This is a genomic window from Mammaliicoccus sp. P-M58, from assembly GCF_022386165.1.
GTDB classification, from domain to species: domain Bacteria; phylum Bacillota; class Bacilli; order Staphylococcales; family Staphylococcaceae; genus Mammaliicoccus; species Mammaliicoccus sciuri.
In genome coordinates this window covers 82,180-103,062 of the sequence record NZ_JAJNJI010000003.1, presented here as the reverse complement: position 1 = coordinate 103,062, position 20,883 = coordinate 82,180, and the positions used below count along the sequence as shown (strand labels likewise).

22 protein-coding genes are annotated in these 20,883 nt (G+C 31.1%); 3 read left to right on the top strand and 19 right to left on the bottom strand.

Features of this window, described 5'->3' with window-relative positions; genetic code table 11:
- Nucleotides 1-37: 37 nt before the first annotated feature.
- The 5 genes from LQ694_RS04200 to LQ694_RS04180 form a co-directional block, all read right to left on the bottom strand.
- On the bottom strand, nucleotides 38-784 hold the full coding sequence (locus LQ694_RS04200; protein WP_058612391.1) for a GNAT family N-acetyltransferase: 747 nt from the start codon (nucleotides 782-784) through the stop codon (nucleotides 38-40).
- Nucleotides 785-798: 14 nt separating this feature from the next.
- Nucleotides 799-1,350 (bottom strand): biotin transporter BioY, encoded by a 552-nt coding sequence (locus LQ694_RS04195; protein WP_065381694.1) that lies wholly within the window; start codon nucleotides 1,348-1,350, stop codon nucleotides 799-801.
- Between the two features lie 76 nt (nucleotides 1,351-1,426).
- Nucleotides 1,427-2,284 carry an ROK family protein gene (locus tag LQ694_RS04190; RefSeq protein ID WP_227532075.1) on the bottom strand — a complete coding sequence of 286 codons (858 nt, stop codon included), beginning with the start codon at nucleotides 2,282-2,284 and terminating at the stop codon, nucleotides 1,427-1,429.
- A gap of 6 nt (nucleotides 2,285-2,290) precedes the next feature.
- Nucleotides 2,291-2,929, bottom strand: coding sequence for a FadR/GntR family transcriptional regulator (locus LQ694_RS04185; RefSeq protein WP_196968379.1), 639 nt, complete (start codon nucleotides 2,927-2,929; stop codon nucleotides 2,291-2,293).
- A complete protein-coding gene (locus tag LQ694_RS04180; RefSeq protein ID WP_164961411.1) occupies nucleotides 2,929-3,612 on the bottom strand; it encodes a FadR/GntR family transcriptional regulator in 684 nt (227 codons plus the stop codon). The genes LQ694_RS04185 and LQ694_RS04180 overlap by 1 nt, the downstream gene beginning before the upstream one ends.
- Nucleotides 3,613-3,761: 149 nt before the next feature.
- Here LQ694_RS04180 and LQ694_RS04175 point away from each other — a divergent pair, with 149 nt between their 5' ends.
- Together LQ694_RS04175 and LQ694_RS04170 are read left to right on the top strand one after the other, a co-directional pair.
- Nucleotides 3,762-4,631 (top strand): N-acetylneuraminate lyase, encoded by an 870-nt coding sequence (locus LQ694_RS04175; RefSeq protein WP_218697205.1) that lies wholly within the window; start codon nucleotides 3,762-3,764, stop codon nucleotides 4,629-4,631.
- Between the two features lie 30 nt (nucleotides 4,632-4,661).
- Nucleotides 4,662-6,170, top strand: a complete 1,509-nt coding sequence (locus LQ694_RS04170; RefSeq protein WP_096791975.1) for a sodium:solute symporter family protein — start codon at nucleotides 4,662-4,664, stop codon at nucleotides 6,168-6,170.
- Nucleotides 6,171-6,640: 470 nt separating this feature from the next.
- On the opposite strand, the gene LQ694_RS04165 is transcribed toward LQ694_RS04170, so the two are convergent.
- Nucleotides 6,641-7,573, bottom strand: coding sequence for an ABC transporter substrate-binding protein (locus LQ694_RS04165; RefSeq protein ID WP_049319996.1), 933 nt, complete (start codon nucleotides 7,571-7,573; stop codon nucleotides 6,641-6,643).
- Nucleotides 7,574-7,764: 191 nt separating this feature from the next.
- On the bottom strand, nucleotides 7,765-8,139 hold the full coding sequence (locus LQ694_RS04160; protein ID WP_049319995.1) for a YbaN family protein: 375 nt from the start codon (nucleotides 8,137-8,139) through the stop codon (nucleotides 7,765-7,767).
- A 146-nt stretch (nucleotides 8,140-8,285) separates the two neighbouring features.
- Between LQ694_RS04160 and LQ694_RS04155 the strand changes: the two genes are divergently transcribed.
- On the top strand, nucleotides 8,286-9,224 hold the full coding sequence (locus LQ694_RS04155; protein WP_058612399.1) for an EamA family transporter: 939 nt from the start codon (nucleotides 8,286-8,288) through the stop codon (nucleotides 9,222-9,224).
- A 46-nt stretch (nucleotides 9,225-9,270) separates the two neighbouring features.
- Here LQ694_RS04155 and LQ694_RS04150 read toward each other — a convergent pair whose 3' ends face one another.
- The 12 genes from LQ694_RS04150 to LQ694_RS04095 form a co-directional block, all read right to left on the bottom strand.
- Nucleotides 9,271-10,440 (bottom strand): acyl-CoA dehydrogenase family protein, encoded by a 1,170-nt coding sequence (locus LQ694_RS04150; protein WP_196968378.1) that lies wholly within the window; start codon nucleotides 10,438-10,440, stop codon nucleotides 9,271-9,273.
- 144 nt (nucleotides 10,441-10,584) lie between these two features.
- On the bottom strand, nucleotides 10,585-11,976 hold the full coding sequence (locus tag LQ694_RS04145) for an L-cystine transporter (RefSeq protein ID WP_049319992.1): 1,392 nt from the start codon (nucleotides 11,974-11,976) through the stop codon (nucleotides 10,585-10,587).
- Nucleotides 11,977-12,488: 512 nt separating this feature from the next.
- Complete coding sequence (locus LQ694_RS04140) at nucleotides 12,489-13,157, bottom strand: ABC transporter ATP-binding protein (RefSeq protein WP_049319991.1); 669 nt, start codon at nucleotides 13,155-13,157, stop codon at nucleotides 12,489-12,491.
- Between the two features lie 11 nt (nucleotides 13,158-13,168).
- On the bottom strand, nucleotides 13,169-14,089 hold the full coding sequence (locus LQ694_RS04135; RefSeq protein ID WP_196968377.1) for an ABC transporter permease: 921 nt from the start codon (nucleotides 14,087-14,089) through the stop codon (nucleotides 13,169-13,171).
- Entirely contained in the window at nucleotides 14,086-15,252 is a 1,167-nt protein-coding gene (locus tag LQ694_RS04130; RefSeq protein WP_096791972.1) for an ABC transporter permease, read from the bottom strand. The genes LQ694_RS04135 and LQ694_RS04130 overlap by 4 nt, the downstream gene beginning before the upstream one ends.
- Before the next feature lie 18 nt (nucleotides 15,253-15,270).
- Nucleotides 15,271-16,770 (bottom strand): DUF6583 family protein, encoded by a 1,500-nt coding sequence (locus LQ694_RS04125; protein ID WP_196968376.1) that lies wholly within the window; start codon nucleotides 16,768-16,770, stop codon nucleotides 15,271-15,273.
- Between the two features lie 77 nt (nucleotides 16,771-16,847).
- Complete coding sequence (locus LQ694_RS04120; protein ID WP_058612293.1) at nucleotides 16,848-17,456, bottom strand: C39 family peptidase; 609 nt, start codon at nucleotides 17,454-17,456, stop codon at nucleotides 16,848-16,850.
- A gap of 149 nt (nucleotides 17,457-17,605) precedes the next feature.
- On the bottom strand, nucleotides 17,606-17,962 hold the full coding sequence (locus tag LQ694_RS04115) for a transcriptional regulator, SarA/Rot family (protein ID WP_096791970.1): 357 nt from the start codon (nucleotides 17,960-17,962) through the stop codon (nucleotides 17,606-17,608).
- A gap of 418 nt (nucleotides 17,963-18,380) precedes the next feature.
- A complete protein-coding gene (locus LQ694_RS04110) occupies nucleotides 18,381-18,734 on the bottom strand; it encodes a DoxX family protein (protein WP_025906850.1) in 354 nt (117 codons plus the stop codon).
- A complete protein-coding gene (locus LQ694_RS04105; protein WP_239771826.1) occupies nucleotides 18,734-19,786 on the bottom strand; it encodes an LLM class flavin-dependent oxidoreductase in 1,053 nt (350 codons plus the stop codon). Before LQ694_RS04105 ends, LQ694_RS04110 begins: the two co-directional genes overlap by 1 nt.
- 128 nt (nucleotides 19,787-19,914) lie before the next feature.
- A complete protein-coding gene (locus tag LQ694_RS04100) occupies nucleotides 19,915-20,280 on the bottom strand; it encodes a hypothetical protein (RefSeq protein ID WP_227532046.1) in 366 nt (121 codons plus the stop codon).
- Between the two features lie 24 nt (nucleotides 20,281-20,304).
- Nucleotides 20,305-20,853 (bottom strand): tubby C-terminal domain-like protein, encoded by a 549-nt coding sequence (locus LQ694_RS04095; protein ID WP_058612296.1) that lies wholly within the window; start codon nucleotides 20,851-20,853, stop codon nucleotides 20,305-20,307.
- Nucleotides 20,854-20,883 lie beyond the last annotated feature (30 nt).

The following is a 20,883-nucleotide window of genomic DNA, read 5'->3' as shown; positions in this document are numbered from 1 at the left end:
AAACAGATGAGACATCATTTGCTGTCTCAACCTGTTTTTATTTGTATTCTTTTAAAGTTTCAAATTGAAATCCGCTATAAATATAACCTTGTCTTTTATACATATCTTTAGCTGTATCTTCTCCGTCTGCTACAAGAATTATCGGTTTATCTTTAGCGATTTCTGCTACAAAGGCCTGCATTATCGTTCCTATACCTAACCTTCTATATATTTCTCGAACACCAAAGCTATCTAATTCTACATATTTCTTATTCATCCATATAAGCAACATACCTGCAGGCTTACCTTTATAATAAGATAATACTTGAATCGGATTATCACTATGTAATTGTTCTTTATTTAATTCAACTTTAAGCTCTGCATAATCTTTGCCATATGCTTCATCTTGTTCATATGATACGTTCAAGAAATCAACAATGTTATCCTCATTCGTTAGAACAACTTCTACGTCTTGATTATCATCACTTTCAAAGTTCTTCTCAGAATTGATATATAATTCTAACCAACCTGTTTCATAACCTTGTAATTTCAAATATTCTCTTAATTCAATATTGATTGTTTCATTTTCAGGAAAGACAAATTTAAGAAAAGGCTGATTATTTTTTTCATGGATTTCTTTCAACATTGCTTCATCTGCTTTAAACGTATCTAAGTCTGGCATTTCTTTATATACAATTTTGTTAGAATCATACTGAATACGTTTATCCAATGTTTGATAATGTATATACCTATTTGTTTCAGTCAAAACCTTTCCATCTGTTTCTATATCTTTAAATGAAACCATCGTTATTCACCTCATTAAGTATTTCTTAATCGTTTTATTTCGGGTACATTCTTCAAGCTAAATAATAACATAGTTGCTAATATTGCTTTAACAATATCACCTGGTAAAAATGTTGCTGCTAATATGTATCTTTTAGCGATTGAAATATTCATAAACTCACCCATCACAAATCCGCCAATTAAATTGAGTAATAGAACCCCAATTACAATATTAATTGTTAACGCATATGTAAACGAGAGCTCTTTCCACTTTCTATCTATAAAGAATCCAATTAAAAATGCAACAACTGGATAGCCAAATAAATAACCAGCAGAGGGACCAAAGAATACACCTAATCCGCCTCTACCACCTGATAATAATGGCAGTCCTGTTGCAACAAGTAATAAGAAGATCATAACGCTTAATGTACCTCTTTTATATCCTAATAAACATCCCGCTAATATGATACCAATATTTTGTAGAACGATTGGTACCGGCATAAACGGTAATGGAATTGGTGGTATAAATGCTAATACTGAAATAAAAGCAGTAAACATTGCTATAATAACGATATCTTTAGTTTTCAAATTCTTCACTCCTAATATAAGATAACGATATTATACCACATTGTTAACTAATGTAAATTATAGGTTAACAATTATTTTATAAACATGAAATAGCACCATATAGCGCTGAATCATTTCCCTTTGAAGTGACTTCAATTTTGGCATGACCATAATCAGTTGGTAAATAATCATCGATAAATGGTTCAATCAATGATAAGAGTCTTTCTTCTTGTTTAGAAATACCTCCGCCAATAAGTATTATTTCTGGATCAAACATAATTTGTACTTGCGCAATACCTTCTGCAACATGTTTAGCCCATTGATTAAGGATGTCTTGAGCTTTTTCATCATTTTGATACGCCAAATCAAATAATTCCTCAACTTGTACATCCTCTTTATAATTGGCACTGATTAATTTTTTTAAAGCTGTCGTTGAGCCTCTATCTTCATATGTTGTATTCGTTGCTTTGTCATATAATAAATAGCCTATTTCACATGCTCTATACTTTTTACCTTCTAGTAATTGATTTTCATAATATGCACCACCTATACCCGTACCAATCGTCATTAAAAATATCGATTTAACTTCTCTATCAAATGTTAACAATTCCCCAAGTAACGCGCATGATACATCGTTATTAACCGCTACATAACTAGCAATATCTGCTAAAGATTGTTTAAAATTTATACCATTATAATATGGTATCGTAGGTCCTGCATATGTAATTTCACCTTTATGTGAATCAACGACACCTGCAGTAGAAATACCGACTTCTGGTTTATTTAAGTTAAATTCTTTTGTATATGTTTCAACGATTCCCTTAACCGCTTCAACAATCCCACCATCTTTATTATGTGGTGTTTCAATCTTTTGATAACTATGTAATGTGTGGTGGTCATCAATTGCGCCAGCTTTAATAAATGTGCCACCTATATCAATTGCAATTTTCATAATATCCTCCTAAATAGACAAATGTGTCGCCATAAGTTCTTTAGCTAATTGAACATCTTTATTGACAATTGCTTCGATAATTTTCTTATGCATTTCATTCGTTTGAATATAATTAATTTCTTTTCCCTCTTCTTCAATATGGTAAAAGTATGACTGAATAACAGAGCTTAATTGTTCGAATAATACATTGCCTGTAGCACTTAGTAAAGTTTGATGAAATGCTTTATCATTCTCATAATGATTGATAACATCTTCATTTACAATTGCTTTTAAATCAGAGATATCCTTATCCAATTTAACGATTTCTTCAATAGCTGCACATTCAAAAATAATTCTCAATGAAAGCAAATCATTTTTCGAACCATTTGCAACTTGGAAACTAAATAGAAATCCTTCAACTAAACTAGAGATATCTGGTGCTTTAATAACCGTTCCTCTTCCTTGAACCGTTTCGATCACACCTGTATGTTCGAGATAACTCAAAGCTTCTCTTACAACCGAACGACTCACGCCATACATTTCAGTAAACGCACGTTCTGTCGGTAAGCGATCCCCTTCTGTCATACCTTTATCCAAAATATATTGTTTAATTTCTTGTAATACTTGCGACTTCAAACTTTGGACTTCAATCTTATCTAATTTACCCATCATTTTTGCTCCAATTCTTCTATCCACTCAACGACTCTAGACAGATGTTTATTAATAATGTCATGTGCTAAAGTTAAATTTTGTTTCTCAATTGCTTCTATTAAATCAGCATGTTCTTTGTAAGATTTTTCTATATCTTCTTTATCAACGATTTGATTAAACTGGTTCTTATCGAAATACTCTTTAATAACTTTACTCATTGTGATTAATGTTTGATTTTCAGTAAAAGTAATAATCGTTTCATGAAAAGCTGAATCATAATGTGCAAATTTTTGAGATTTGTTGAAAGACTCATAATAAATATCATTCAAATCTCTTAGTTTATTTGCATCGATTACGATTTTATTCTCTATTAAAAGACGTATCGCACCAAGTTCTAATATTTTACGAACTTCAAGTAATTCTTTAATTTTAAAACCATGTACTTTCATATGCGACTCAAAAAGCATTGATAAATGTTTATTCTTCTCTGTTATAAACATGCCACTTCCTGATTTAACTTGAATGAGACCACTTTGTTGTAAACGACTAATCGCTTCTCTCACAACTGTGCGACTCACCCCTAATTGTTCAACAAGCATTTTCTCTGAAGGTAGTTTATCTCCGTTATCAAATTGATGTTCTGCTATATATTCTTTTAATTTTTCAACAGCTACATCAACGAGTGATGTTCGTTTCATCATTTTACCTACCTCCTCTTAATTATTTATTTTATCATAAGTGATGTATCAAATAATAAAACGATTGACAGAAGAATATGTATTCGCTTACAATATGATTATAAATTGGTCTGACAATATTATCAATTAATAAATATAAAGGAGTTTTTTAAATGAAAGGATTTTATTCTGCATTACTAGTGCCATTTGACGAGAAAGGCAATATTTTAGAATCAGGTTTAAGACAAATCATTCGCCAAAATATCGATAAACAACAAGTAGATGGTTTATATGTAAATGGTAGTTCAGGTGAAAATTTCTTAATGAATACTGATCAGAAGAAGAAAGTCTTTGAAATTGTTAAAGACGAAGTAGGATCAGATGCTAAATTAATCGCACAAGTTGGTGCATTAGATTTAAACGAATCAATTGAATTAGGTAAATTTGCTACAGAATTAGGTTATGATGCGTTATCAGCTGTAACACCATTTTATTACCCATTCAAATTCGAAGAGATCAAGTATTACTACAATGCCATCATTGAAGCTACTGGTAATGAAATGATCATTTATTCAATTCCAGCATTAACTGGTGTTAACTTATCTATACAACAATTTGAAGAACTTTTCGAAAATGAAAAAATCATCGGTATTAAATATACTGCAGCTGACTTCTATTTATTAGAAAGAATTAGAAAAGCGTTCCCAGACAAATTAATACTTTCTGGCTTTGATGAAATGCTTATTCAAGCAGCTGTTTCAGGTGTAGATGGTGCAATCGGTTCAACATATAACATCAATGGACAACGCGCTAGACAAATCTTTAATTTAGCTAAAGAAGGCCAAATTGAACAAGCATATGAAATTCAACATGAAACAAACGATATTATTGAGCAAGTATTAGCTTTAGGTATTTACCCTACTTTAAAAGCTATTCTTAATGAAAATGGCATTGAGGCTGGTACGACTAAACGACCACTCGCTCCATTAGATGAAGCATCACTCAAAAAAGTTAAAGAACTTGTTTCTAAATACAATTTATAATTATTTGATGTACAAAGGGGATGTCATATTATGAATGAAGTAGGATTTGGTACAGGAAACTGGATCGCATTAATTTTATATTTAATTGCAACGTTATTAGTAGGTGTATATTTTACAAAAAGAGCTGGACAAGATACAGACGCATTCTTCAAAGCAAAAGGTAGAGTCCCTGCATGGGCAGTTGGATTCTCAATCTATGCTACAACTTTAAGTGCGATTACTTATATGGGAACACCAGAGAGAGCATTTAATACAGACTGGTCTTATGCAGCAGGAAATATCGCCATTATCGCGATTATTCCATTACTGATTTATTTCTATATTCCATTCTTCAGAAAGCTTGATGTAACAACTGCTTATGAATATTTGGAAGAACGATTCGGTATCACTATGCGTGTTATTGGATCTCTAGCATTTACATTATTCCATATAGGTCGTGTTGCGATTGTTATTTATTTACCAACATTAGCAATCACTTCCGTTTCAGATATTAACCCATATTTAATCGCAGCATTAGTTGGATTATTATGTGTTATCTATACGTTTATGGGCGGTATAGAAGGGGTTATTTGGAGCGATGTTATTCAAGGTATTATCTTATTAGGTGGTGCTGTTGCCGTTATTTTCTTAGGTGCTTTCCAAATTGATGGAAACTTCGGAACAGTCTTAAATGAAGCTGTACAAGATAAGAAGTTTGTATCAATGGATAACTGGAAATTCGGAACTGCTGCCGCTGCAATTCCAATTATATTTATTGGTTCTATCTTTAATAACTTACACCAATACACTGCCAGCCAAGATATCGTTCAACGTTATCAAACAACTGGTTCAATATCATCAACAAACAAATCATTATGGACTAACGGGTTATTAGCATTTATTACAATCCCTATCTTCTACGGAATGGGAACTGTGTTGTATTCCTTCTATAATAATGTAACATCTTTACCAGAAGGATTTAATACGTCAGCTATCGTACCTTATTTCATTCTGACTCAAATTCCACCATTTGTTGGCGGATTATTAATCGCTGCTATATTTGCAGCAGCACAATCAACAATTTCTTCAAGCTTGAACTCAATTTCAGCATGTGTGGTTGTCGATTTAAAACAAAGATTCTCTAAAACAAATAACACTAAAAATGATGTATTATTAGCAAGAATCATCATTATTCTTGCAGGTGTTTTCAGTACATTAGCATCATTATACTTAATTAATCAAAAAACAAACGAAACATGGGATTTATTCTTACTTGTAACAGGTCTATTCGGTGTACCAATCGCCGGCGTGTTTGCAGTAGGTATATTCACTAAGAAAGCCAATACTTATGGTGTTATCATCGGACTAATCGTCGCAGCAATTGTTTCTTACTTTGTAGGAAAAACAGATATCACACCATTTACAGTATCCGTTATCGGTTTCTTTATCGCATTTGCTGTGGGTTACGTAGCAAGCTTACCATTCGCGAAACACAACAAGAATATCGTAGGCTTAACCATTCATACAATTAACGATCAATACGTGAAAGAAACAAAATAATGAACTATAAAAAGCAGGGACATCGGCGTCCCTGCTTTTAATTTTTGTTGCATAATGTTCGAGAGTCTTCGTGCGTTACACACTAATTTTGTACTCTAGCGCACGATATCTCTCAGTCTTCGTGCGATTCACCTTAATTTTGTACCCTAGCGCACAATATCTCATAGTCTTCATGCGTTACACCCTGATTTTGTACCTTAGCGCATGATATCTCGAAGTCTTCGTGCGTTACACCTTGATTTTGTACTCTAGCGCATGATATCTCGAAGTCTTCGTGCGTTACACCCTGATTTTGTACTCTAGCGCACGATATCTCTCAGTCTTCATGCGTTACACCCTGATTTTGTACTCTAGCGCACGATATCTCATAGTCTTCATGCGTTATGGCCTGAACAATAAAAAGCAGAGACTGACGTCCCTGCTTTTTATATTCTGATAATGAGAATCGGTGTTATAGCATTTGCTATTGATTATTCAGCTTTTTTAAGAATTTCATCTTTTAAGTATTTACGTTGCATTTCTAATGAATATGGATCGTTATACCAGAATGTTTGTGCATCAATTTCGATGACTTTATCATTTTTAACTGCTGGAATTGATTTCCATGATTCAGTTTTTGTGAATTCTGGTTTTGCTTGTCCTTTTGTTACTGGTAAGAATAAGTAATCTCCTGAATATTTTTCAATTTCTTCTTGAGAGATTTTTTTCCATCCGTCTTTTTTAACATCTTTTTCAATGCTTTCTGGCATTGCTAAACCGAATGCTTGGTATAATACTTCTGTTCCTCTACCCCAGTTTTCACCGTAAGTATAGATGTCTTTTTGGAATGCTTCAATAACTGATACTGTTGTATCTTCGCCGATTTTATCTCTAATTTCTTTCCCGTCTTTAGAAGTTTCTTTCTTCCATTTTTCTACCCATTCTTTTGCTTTGTCTTCTTTACCAACTAATTTACCTAATTCTACTTGCATGTCTAAGTAATTGTGTTTTGCATAGTCGTAAGGAATTGTTGGTGCGATTTTATCATATTTCTTTAAGTTTTTATCTGCGTTATATGTAATGATTAAGTCTGGTTTTAATTTAGCTACTTGTTCAACATTGTCTTCACTTACTTTTTCAATACCTTTAATTCTATCTTTAAGTATTGGTGTTTGATCTGTAGAAGCTGGTACACCTACAGGTTTAACACCTAAGTGTAATAAGCCACCAACGTATGATGGTGCTAATACAACAATACGTTTAGGGTTTTTCGGGATATCTATTTTTTTACCGTCATCTAATTTATAACTTACTGTATCTTTACTTGATTTTGTTTTACTGCTGCTCTCTTTCTCATCAGATTTATTGCCACAAGCAGCAACAACTAATGCTAAAGCCATAATAAACACTAAAAGTTTCTTCATAATTATCCTCCCAATTGATAATGACTCTCATTTTCATCTTTGTCTATTATATAACCCTTCAATCTATATAGCAATAGAATTTTTAAATTTATATAACTTTTTTATTCTATTTTACAATAATAATGATGTATGCAAATACAACAAAAAAATACCGATAAAAGACGTTACGTCATTTTATCGATATTTTAATATTACGATTTATTTTTACTTGGCAAAGTTTTAACAAAAGTGAATAATACAACAGTTTGGAAGAATAACATGATGCAAAGACCTATGCGAATATAAAAATGATCGACCATCCAAATTGAAAAGCCTACTACGATATATACACTTATAAGCAATTCAAACTTTTTCTTTAAAGTGTACCCTCTATATTTTTGAAAATCTTCTACATATTCTTTATAAACTTTTGTGCTTACTAACCAACTATGGAATTTATCTGAACTTTTAGCAAAACAAAATACTGCTAATAAAATAAAAGGTGTTGTAGGTAATAACGGCAATACAGCGCCAGCAAATCCTAATATAGTAGCAAGTATACCAACTGATATGAATACAAATTTCATGCGGAAACCTCACTTTTAACTCATTATGTTCATTATAAGAACGCATATTATAAAATTGCAAGTAAAACATTTCACCTTATTGTTTATTAATTTATCAAATGCTAAAATTAATTAATTAACATCTTTTAGAATCGAGGGGCTTATAAGTGCAAAATAAACAACTAAAAGGTACTTTATTAGTTATGCTTGGCGCTACTTTTTGGGGATTAGGTGGAACAGTTACTGAAAAGTTATTTACAGAATATCAATTACCTGTTTCATTATTTGTAGCTGAAAGATTAATATTAAGTGGATTTTTCCTTATGCTCATTGCAAAATTAATACAGAAACACCCTTTAACAAATATATTTAGAGTCAAACATTCATTATTTCAATTGATTATATATGCTTTATTCGGCATGTTAGGTGTTCAATACACTTTTATGGCGACAATTGATAAAGGTAATGTTGCGATCGCTACTTTGTTACAATTTTTAGCACCCGTCGTCATATTACTTTATTTACTAATCACTAGAAAAAGTAAATTTAGAATTACAGATATTATCATCATTGTGTGTTCACTATTCGGAACGAGCTTATTATTAACAAATGGTGATTATGCCACATTATCAGTTCCTCCAAATGCTATCGTTTGGGGATTATTAACAGCTTGTGCAGCTGCTTTTTATACTGTATATGCTGTTAAATTATTTTTAAATTGGCCATCTCTTGTTGTAATTGGTTGGTCAATGTTTATTGGTGGGATTGCACTTTCAATTATCAACTTAGACTTCTCGTTTCCTTGGCATTTATTAGATGTTCAAGGCGTGATTTATTTCATCTTTGTGATCACTTTTGGAACGATGTTTGCTTTTTGGATGTATTTAGAAAGCGTTAAGTATATTAGCCCACAAACAACTGCATTATTTGGTGTACTTGAACCCGTAACAGCTGTTATATCTTCAGTTCTATGGTTAAAAGTATCATTTGGATTGTGGCAACTCATCGGCATGATTGTCATCTTGGTTGTCGTACTATATATGTCAGTAGGCATGAAACCAAGACGTAAAAAACGTAAAAAAGCCAAACAAACAGATCAACTATAATAAAAAAGAATTGGTTAGAAATCATATAGATTTCTAACCAATTCTTTTATTTATGTTTACTTCTTTCTTCTCTAGCCTTTTTAGCTAATTTTGTAATGGTTACGTCATCCATCGGTGGATTGTGTAAACCAGCTCTTATATCTCTATAGTAGCGTTGCAACGGTCTTTCCATTTGTAAGCTTTTCGCACCTACAATTCTCATTGCGATATCAATAATTTTAATTGAATGATTAACAACAACATGTTTAGCTGCACCTAATTCAACATCTATAACTGCATCTGTTATGGAAGGATTTAAATACTTATTGATTACACTATATATATAATGTCTTGCAGTTGTTAATTCTAATTCCATCTGACCAATATTTTGTTGAACAGCTGGAATATCAGCAATCACGCCATCGATACTTCCGGGACTATATTCATTTGCAAAATCAACAGCATAATCTCGTGCTGCTTGCCCAATACCTAAGTATACTGCTGGAATATGTAGATTCCATGGGTTGATATTATTGCCTCTTGGACCATTCGCAACTTCTACTAAGTATTTCTCATGTACTTTAACATCATCTAACACTAAATCATGACTTTCAGTAGCACGCATACCTACCATATTCCAATTCTCTGCTATCGATAAACCTTCAGATTCTCTTGGTATTAAAAAGAAACCGAGTGCTTCTTTTTCTGGTACATATGCACCTACAAGAAAATGCGTTAACCTTTGACTCATTGTTGTAAATGTCTTAACACCATTTATAATGTAATGATCTCCGTCACGGTCAGCATGTGTACTTGGACGTGCACCTCTAGTTGGGCTACCTGTTTCCGCTTCACTTACAGCTCTATTAACAATCGCACCATTTAATACTTCTTCTGCAAATTCATCTAATAAATCTTGTGTCCATAATTTTTCTTGATAAATTTGGCCAACTACACCCATATGCCAACCAATTGCTAATGCAGTTGCACCATCAATTCTACCTAGTGTTTCTTGGAATAAAATGATATCTTCTGGTGTAGCACCTTCACCACCATATGATTTTGGAAGTACAATTTTAGTATAGCCTTCATCAATTAACCAATTAATATTTTTATATGGAAATTCTGAATTTAAATCATTTTTTTCAGCGTGTTTTTGTAATGACGCTTTATGATTTTCTATTTTATTAACCCATTTTTGTTGGAATTCATTCTTAATAAATAAATCTCTACTCATCGTGTCCACACTCCTCATTATCACTTTATCATTGTATTTATTTGCTTTCAATATATATCCGAGCATACCAATAAGTTTTTATAAAAAACAGGCAATACTGAAATTCACGATCGATATCAGTATGTGCCTGTATAAAATTAATAATTAATATGACTCTCCAAGTTCATTGAAGTCTTGGTCATTGTATTTTTCTTCATCTAATTGTCCTGTAATTTTAGCAGTAGCCGTACCCGCTAACATTGAATCATTAACATTCAATGCTGTTCTACCCATATCGATTAATGGTTCAACTGAAATTAATACCCCTGCTAAAGCAATAGGTAAATTCAATGTTGAAAGTACGAGTATAGCGGCAAATGTTGCACCGCCACCTACACCTGCTACACCAAATGAACTAATGACTACAACGCCGATAACAGATAAGATAAACGGTAAATCAATGTCAATACCTGCACTTGGTGCAATCATCATAGCTAACATCGCTGGATAAATACCTGCACAGCCATTTTGTCCAATTGATAAACCAAATGAACCTGCAAAGTTTGCAATACCTTCTGGAACACCTAGTCTAGTTGTTTGTGTTTGAACATTTAAAGGTAACGTTCCTGCACTTGATCTAGACGTAAATGCGAATAGTAATGTTTCACTTGCTTTTTTAACATAAGTAGCTGGGTTTAAACCAACAACAGATACTAAAATTAAATGTATAATGAACATCGTAATTAAGGCCGCATAAGATGCTACAACAAATTTACCTAATGTCCATACTGCTTCAAAGTTACTTGTCATGACCGTTTTAGTCATAATCGCTAAAATCCCGTAAGGTGTTAATCTTAATACAAAAGTAACGATTCCCATAACTAAGGCATAAATCGCATCTATCCCTCTTTTAATTAAGTTACCTTTTTCAGGTTCTTTTCTCATCACACGTAAGAAACTAAATCCAACAAATCCAGCAAATATAACGATCGCAATTGTTGAAGTACCTCTAGCACCTGTGAAATCTAAGAATGGATTGGCAGGTAACAATTCAATAATTTGTGATGGTAAATTATTAGCCGTCATATCTTTAGAAGTTTGTTCAATTTCTTGACCACGACTATTTTCTACATTACCTAAATCGATTTGTGATGCATCTAAATTAAATAGCATCGCATAAATAATACCAACTAAAGCTGCAACAGCAACCGTTCCTAGTAAAAATGTAAATATCCAAGCGCCAGCTTTAGCAAAGTTTTGACCAATTGTTATTTTAGTAAATGCTGAAACAATTGAGATAAAGATAAGTGGCATAACGATCATTTGTAATAGTTTTACATAACCTGTACCTACAATATCAAACCATGAAGCTGTCGACTCTGTTACTTTAGAATCTACACCATAAATAAGATGTAAAGCTAAACCAAACACAATCCCTATTCCTAAACCAATAAGAACACGTTTAGAGAACTTTACATGTTTCTTATTTAAATAACCTAATAAACCTATGAATAATAAGAAAACAATAATATTAATGACTACCCAAAGTGTTTCCATTAATGGACCTCCCAAATCTTTTAATTCCGATACATTAAATAAGAATACACTTTAAAAATATGTTTTGCAATACGTTTTTCTTATTCTAAAATTTCAGATAAATATAATCGAAAAAACATACTAAGATCATTGTTACAATAATCTTAGTATGTTTTAAATTATGTTGATTTTTTTGAATTACGGTTGGCTTAGTTACAATTCCACTGACTTTTGTTACTATGGGTTTCCTTAGTTACAATTTCACTGACTTTTGTTACTAACGGCCTCATAAGTTACAATTTCACTGATTTTTGTTACTATGGGTACTCTTAGTTACAATTCCGTCGACTTTTGTTACTATGGACGTCCTTAATTACAATTCCGCCGACTTTTGTTACTATGGACGTCCTTAATTACAATTCCGCCGACTTTTGTTACTATGGGCTGCCTTAGTTACACTTCCGTCGACTTTTGTTACTATGGGCTGCCTTAGTTACACTTCCACCGACTTTTGTTACTAACGACCGCCTTATTCACAATACAAGACTGTCTTCAAATGTCCAAGATTTATCGGTTAAGATATTTCTATAGAATGGATCTTTACCGATTAACTTAATTTCATCTGCTAAGCTTTCGACTTCATCTAAATGGTGAGTTGTTAATATAATGAGTCTTGTTGTTTTTAAATGGTTTAATAATTTATGAATATCAAATCTGGATTTCAAATCAATGCCTACAGTTGGCTCATCTAAAATTAATATACTTGGATTACCGAGCAACCCGATTAATAAATTAACTTTACGTTTTGTACCACCAGAAAGCGAAGAGATTTTTGCTTTTCTTTCATATAAATTTAACTGGTTACAGTAATCTTCTATAAGCTCAGAAGATATAGGTTGTTTATTTAATGCTTTAAAAAATTCTATATTTTCATTTACTGTCATATGTTCAAATAATGCAATATCTTGAGGTATATAACCAATGATTTCTTTGATTTTTTTATTGTTTAATTTTTTCCCAAAATAATGGATATATCCACTATCTGGATTTTCTAATGCTGTAATCATTCTTAGTAATGTCGATTTACCAGCTCCATTTTCACCTAACAATACAGTAAGCGTCTTATCCTTAAATGTTGTATTAAAGTCATGGAAAATTTCTTTATCTTTATACTTTTTTGATAAATGCTCTATTGTAATCATTTATACACCTCCTAAACTTGAATATACAAATATAGACAACTTATTGCGATAGACCATATGATAGACATAAATAATTTATGACTAAGCGTATTTATTTTAAATAAGAATATACTTAAGACACTTTCATATATACATAATGTAATCAATAATACTAAATAAAATACGATGCTTAATGACCATGATAATAGTAAGCTTGTGATGATTACAATCGCGAATAATAATATGACATGACTCAGTATATAAGACGCATATAATTTTAATTTTGTGCCATTAAACATCATGAGTCGCTCTAGTGCAGCATTTTGTTTCAGTCGTTGATGCAATACAATTTGACTACAACTTACGATTAATAGTAATGCAACATATACTGCTGCACCAATCGAAACATCTGAATGCTTTTGAACTGCATGGTGTTCCATTTTAGAGTGAGGTGTATTTTTAATATACGCTTCTTTAATTTCTTGCATTGTTACATCTTGTTTAGATTTCTTTAAATGACCTTCAATAATGACGGGTATTTGCTGTTGGTATAAAGCTTTACTCGTCACTTCTAATGCAATTTCTCCAATGAAATCATCTTTGTAATATAGCGGAATACTATCACGTAAACGATTTTCTTTTAAACGGTTACTAAAATCATCAGGTATTTGTAAGCTTACGATTGCTTGCTTTTTTTGAATAACATCTTCGATATACGCCTCATTCTTTGGTAAATGTATGACTTCTAAATATTTTGTTTGCTCTAAAGTATGCACTAACTCTTTTGAAGATTGAGATTCATCCAAATCTTGAACAGCTATTGGCATTTTAAATAATTGATTGCTAGATGCTTGAACGCCTACAATGAGCAATATTGTTATAAATAGCAACGCCACTAAAGTTAAATATTGTTTACATTGCTTTTTAACAACTAAATGAAAGATTGATTTCATCGGCGATACCTCCAATACAAAGCAGAGATTACTAATACAAGCATAATACCTAAATGCCAATAATACATTGGATGTGTGTCAATGATGTAATTATTTAATAGCATTTCTACTAACTGATTAAACACAATTGAAAATGGTAATGCCTCAATCAATCCTGCACTCAAACTTTTTAAATAAATGATTGGAATCACTGCGCCAGATAACAATAATATCACTAACGTTAATAAAACTTTGAACAAATAATTCAACATACTTCTAAACGCAATATCTATAAAGAGAAATACTAAGAATATCATGATTAAATAATAAGCAATATCTAAACTAAGTTGCCCAATATTATACATTTCAAATTCTGGTTTAAGAAAATGTATGATGACCCATAAACCCAGTATACTCCATAGTGTTGTATAGAAAAGACTAAACACACCTCTTACAATTGTTAATTTTTCATATGAGAAATGATACATACTTAATCGTTCTTTCAACGCATCTTTTTGATTCATTTTTAAAATGCTAAAAATTGAAAAGAAAAAGAAAAAAATAGATACAAAATAAGTTGAAATTGTATAATAGCTGAATGTATCAAATACTTTGATAGGCTCATCATCAAAGGAGCCGCTTCTATTTAAACCAGTAAATAACATATCTGTCATCATCGTTAATAATTCATTTTCGGATGCACTAGGATAAAGAGACGTATAAGATATCGCCCCACCCATCGACAACATTAACCGGCTATAGACCGAATCTGTTAACTGCAAAATAATAATACTTTCAACTGATTGTTTATCATATGTATTCACAACTATTGGTAACTCACCATTTTTATAAAATGCTTTCGTCATGCCATCTTTAAAGACAAAATAGCCATCAATTTTCTTTTTTGATAATAGTTGTCTTGCTTTCTCTTCATTATAATGCTTAATAGACAAATCATTTCCAAGTGATTGCCCATCACCTATTGCATTTAAAATTAACTTTGTTTCTTTTGATTGATCTTTATCTACTATTCCAATCGTAAACGCCTGATTTTTTTCGTTTACTTGGTTAACCCCAATCATAACGGCCAACACAGCTAAAAATAATAATAAAATATATGCAATCAAATACCACTTTTTAATCAAAAAAGAGTGGTATATGTTGAACAATTTTATTGTCGACATATAACCACTCCTCTCTAATTATTGAATATCTTTCGCAAGATCTTCTCCTAAATCTTGTAGCTTATCTTCTATTTCTTTTGTTAAATCATCAACTTCTGAATCTGATAATGTATTAAAGTCAATCGCGCCATTTTTCTTGAATTTAATGTCTTTTTTCAGTTCAGTTTTACCATCCATAATTAATTTAATATTTTCACCATTCACATCAAAATCAACATTTAATTTTTGTTTTTGTTGATTGTTTTTAGTGTCTGTTGTTAAATTATGGTCGTAATTTAAGTCGAAGCTTTGACCGCTAGATGGTGCAATCGTCACTTTACCTTTATCCGTACGTTTATCTCCGTCAACTTTAGATTTATTATCTAATTTTAGTGTTGTTGTTGAGTATGAATTTTCTTTGATTTCTAGATCATATTTATCGCTAATTTCATCTTTACCAGTTGATTTACCTTTAAGTGTAAGTCCACCGTCTTCACCTGGTGCTGATACTTTATAATCTACTTGTACGCCATCATCAATAACATTTGTACCTTGAATTCTAACTTTTTCATTATCTTTATTTGTGATTGTTAAGTCACGTTTCAAGATTTCTTTACCATCTACATAAATGATAGATTTAACTTTAGGGTAATTCTTTACATCTTCGTCTTTAGCTTTTTTCAATAAATCTTTAATTTCTTTATCGTACTCTTTTACATTACCTTGTTTTTCTACGATGTTTTTAATATCTTCATCTTTTTTAGCTTCTTCAAGAATTGCTACAACAATTTTCTTAGTATCTTTCTCACTTAAGTTCATTGTTACTTTTTTCAAATCTTTTTCATCATCAAAAATCTTAACTTTTTCATTGTCTTTTTCAAAGTTATCATCATCTAATTGATCAACAAATAAGTCACTATATCTTTTTGAGATTTTGTCGATTTGATCTTGAGAGATTTGAGAGCTAGATAAGATCGTATTTAAATTTAAAGAATCATTTGTAATTTCTTGTCCATCTGCTGAATCTAATGATTCACCAGAAGCTTTTTCGATTCCTTTTTTAATTTCATTATTTTTTACTTTATATATGTCTTTAAATAATGGTGTTTCTAAATATTGATTATTTTTGTCTGCGCTCCATTGGAAGTTACCAATCTTGTTGTCTGCAATTGTAGGTTCAATACCTAGTTTAGAGTTTTTCGCTTTAGGATCATGCCCAACATTGAACACAATATTCGTTGAGTCAATAACTGACTTTGGTATACCTAATTGAGAAACTAATGAATCTGATACTTCTGCTCCAAATTTCAATGAAGTTTCATAAGATTCATCTTTCATTTTATCTTGGAATTCAGTTTCGTTTTCAAATCTGTCGTTAAAATATTCTTTCCAAGATTTTGCTGATTCTTGTTCACTTAATAAATATGTATTCTTTGGCGTATTTGTTAGAAAATAGTATGTTGCTGCGCCACCAATTCCTACTATTGCAAGAAAGGCTACTACAATTCCTATAATTAGTAACTTTAATTTAGTAGACATTTAAACACCTCTTTTTAAAATTTATAACCATATCATAACAAATGTTACAACATTATGACATAATATTTTAAAAATATTTATATTTTTTTGTAAATACACATTTTTCCTGGTGTATTATAACTAATCTTCATTTTATTTTTTTTCATTTTGATAATTTGAGATTTGGATGGCCATAAAGCTGGGATATATACGTACCCAAATATTTGTTTCCATAAAGGATCTATATAATAGTAATACTCCTCATCATATCCAATTAATAAAGTTACATGGATATTTGTAACATAAGATTTACCTTTATCACCGATTTTAAAAATTTTTCGAATTGGTTTAGACCCTAATGTCGTATGATATATTACAACCGGATGACCTTTATCAATTATATGCTCAAGCTCTTCAAGCTCAGTACCAGTACCATCAACAATTTCAGAGTCATATCCACTTAGAAATGTCGCAAGTACATTCGGAAAAATAGTTTGGTGATGGCCAAATTTGATTAGAAAATGATTGCCTACATATCCCTTTTCCGGGTTATCTGAATGTGTTGGCCACTTTCTCATAATAGTTGTTGCATTAATATCTTTATTATAGAAATTAAGCAACATTGAACTTGCCGTACCTTCACACCCCATGACCATTGGTATAGGAAATAATTGACTTTTCGGTTTAACATTTAATATTTCGCCCATAAAGGTTCTCCTTTTACGATATCTTCTTAAATTAAAACGTTTGTTTATACATATAATATATCATTTAACATCTAACTACATAGTATAAAAAAGCGGGACAGAAGTATCTTTTAAATAAAAAGATTTCATAGTCCCGCTTCTCACGATTTTTATAATATTTCAGCTTCAATTTCCATTAATAATTTTTTTATCTTTTTATGTTGGATTTTAGATACTTGAATAGCGACAGTTCTCTCATCCTGATCATTTCTTTTCTTAGATATAAGCCCTTTTTCTTTTAAGTTTTGTACGGCTTTTGAAATATAGTACGGCTTAAATTTAGATTGCTTAATGATATCTTTAACATTGTAACAATCTTTCTCGCCTCTATATATATAAACTAAAATATATATTTCTTCGAACGAGAGTGCAAATTGACTTTTGATATTTGCGATATAATCTTTAGATTTCTTAGTTGTGACAACTAATTCAACGATGTTTCTGATTGGTACTGATACTGATTCCATTGCAAATCAACTCCTCAAAATAATCTAATAAATTGTTGAATTGGTATATTGTGCAATCTTTAGTATCTATAGCATTTTTCCTTTTCAACACAATGATTTAATAATATTTATTATTTTATAATGAGTTTTAAAAACATTCAATAAATTTTCAAATAATGACTTTTCAACATTTTTATTTTTAAGACAAACCCTTTTATATCAAGCTCTACAGCGTTCAATCTGCAAAATAATAACCTGTGTATATAGTTTGTTTTTATGATATTTTAAAAGTTTATTACTTTTGAAATATAAAGAAATCCTATCATAAATTGAATAATATATATTAATAGTGATGATAGATTTTCTTTTGTATTTTCATAATTTTGTATTATACAAAAAATCTGATACATCATAATGTACCAGATTAAAAGGTTATATATTATTTTTTCTTACCTAATGTATCAACGAAACTTAATGCAGATAAACCTAAAAGTGTTAATGCATGTTTTGCACCTTTAAAGCCATGTCCAGCTTCATAATGTTTATATGCTGCAACTGTCATAACTGATCCTACAAGTACTGAACCTAATCTTGATAAAGATTTGTTACAAGCACTTAAGAATAAGAAGATTGAACCTACTAATTCAAGTCCACCAGCTAATTTCATTGCATTTCTTGAAAGGCCGAATCCTTCTTCGAATTGTTGAGCCATACCATCGTCATCTTTCACTTTTGGTTGACTTGAATCAAAAATTTGTTTACCTACATATACATTTAATAAATATCTTAACATTACTTAATTTCCTCCTTATTTTTCATATATTCATCTACAATCGGTTTAACTTGTTCACCTAATAGTTGAATAGATTTTAATACTTTTTCATGCGGCATAGAGCCTACTGGTAAATGTAACATAAATCGATTAATACCTAAATCTTCGTGCAGTTTAATAATTTTAGCTGCAACTGTTTCAGGGCTTCCAACAAACAATGCCCCATGAACAATTTCTTGTTTAAATTTTTCCATTGAATATGGTGGCCATCCACGTTCTCGTCCTAATTGATTTATAACATATGCACTTGATGGATAATATTCTTCCATCGCTGCTTCATCAGTTTCTGCAATGTAACCCCATGAGTGTGTCGCAACAGGTAATTTAGATGTATCAAAACCATTTGATTCAGCAACAGCTTTGTACATTGCTACATTACGTTTAAAACGACTTGGCGCCCCTCCTATAATAGCATAAGTGATGGGTAATCCCAATTGTCCTGCTCTCATAGAAGATTCTGGATTGCCTCCAGTTGCTAACCAAATAGGTAATTTATCTTGCACAGCTCTTGGAAAAACCTTTAAGTTATCAATTGCTGCTCTCGTTTGGCCTTGCCAAGTTACAGTTTCATTTTCATTAATTTGCATTAATAAATCCAATTTTTCTTTATATAGTAAATCGTAATCTTTTAAGTCATATCCAAAGAGTGGAAAAGACTCAATAAAAGAACCCCTACCTGCCATAATTTCTGCTCTTCCATTACTAATAGCATCTAAAGTAGCAAATCTTTGATAAACCCTAACAGGATCATCAGATGATAATACCGTTACAGCTGATGATAATCTAATATTTTTAGTTTGACTAGCCGCAGCTGATAACACTGTAACTGGATCAGATACTGCATAATCTTCTCTATGATGTTCCCCTAATCCATAAACATCTAATCCTACTTTATCAGCTAGCTTAATTTCTTCAACGATTTGATTAATTCTTTCGTGTGCGGGAAAAGGTTTATCCACACCATTAATTGGAGAGATTTCAGCAAATGAAGATAACCCTAATTCAAATTTCATGTTCTCACCTCGATATAATTAATATACTAGATATAATTATAATACTAATTTGTTATTTGTCAATGAAATTAAACAAAATAATAAATTAGCGAATAAACTAATGCATAAGTTTATTCGCTAATTTTTAATTAAATATCATTTTCTAAGTTGCATATTTTTAAAATAGACTGCTTTAATGGCATTTCTTGTTCATAGATTCTTAATTGGTCGATTGTTTCTGGATTTAAATAAATACACTTTCGAGGTTCTCCATTTTGAAAAGCGACAATTGCTTCTCCATCATCTGTATTTTCAAACATTCTATCAACGTCGGAAAAATATTGACTTAAAATATAAATTAATGCATCACTATATCTTTCACGGTCTTTTTTATATAATTCAACTTGATCATCTTGTATATAATACGCATCAACAATAGTCATGCCATCCATTTCAAGTTTTTCATGAGTAACATCTTGACTCAGTTGTTCTCTCTTAAAAAATTTAAACAACATAAACGATCCCCTTCATTAATCATTTTAATTAGATTTACTTCTTTGATACTCCTGATACTCAAAAAATACTTGGAATAACATAATTAACATTGCAGGATGATATTGTGAATTGACAATATCAATATCATGATTAGATGCAATTTTAAATCTTTCAGACTTAGTTTCCATGATTAAGTTATTTGTGTCATCTGTTACTTTAACAGATCTAGATATAAATCCTGATTCAAACAACAAAGTATCGTTTTTTTCACCATTAAATATTATTCTAGGTTTGAATCCAATTTTTGTTTCGAATGTGCCTATTTTAGTATCATTCTTAAATACTTCCCAAACAGTTTTAAAAGGGGTCTTTAACTTTCCTTCTATCGATCTTTCTTGTATCACTTTAAAAGAGCCACCTTCAAATTCGATCATAAAATTATGTTTCTTTCTCCCTAATAACGCGAATGTTTCTTGTCTAGTGGATGTGTAATACAAACTTAGTATAAATATAGGATTATTGTGTTCATCATAGACTTCAATTGGTTTAGTAGATGCACCAAAAAAGTTTTCTTTGAAATGATATTGTGACATATTAACCTCCCTAATAAGCTGTTATCATGA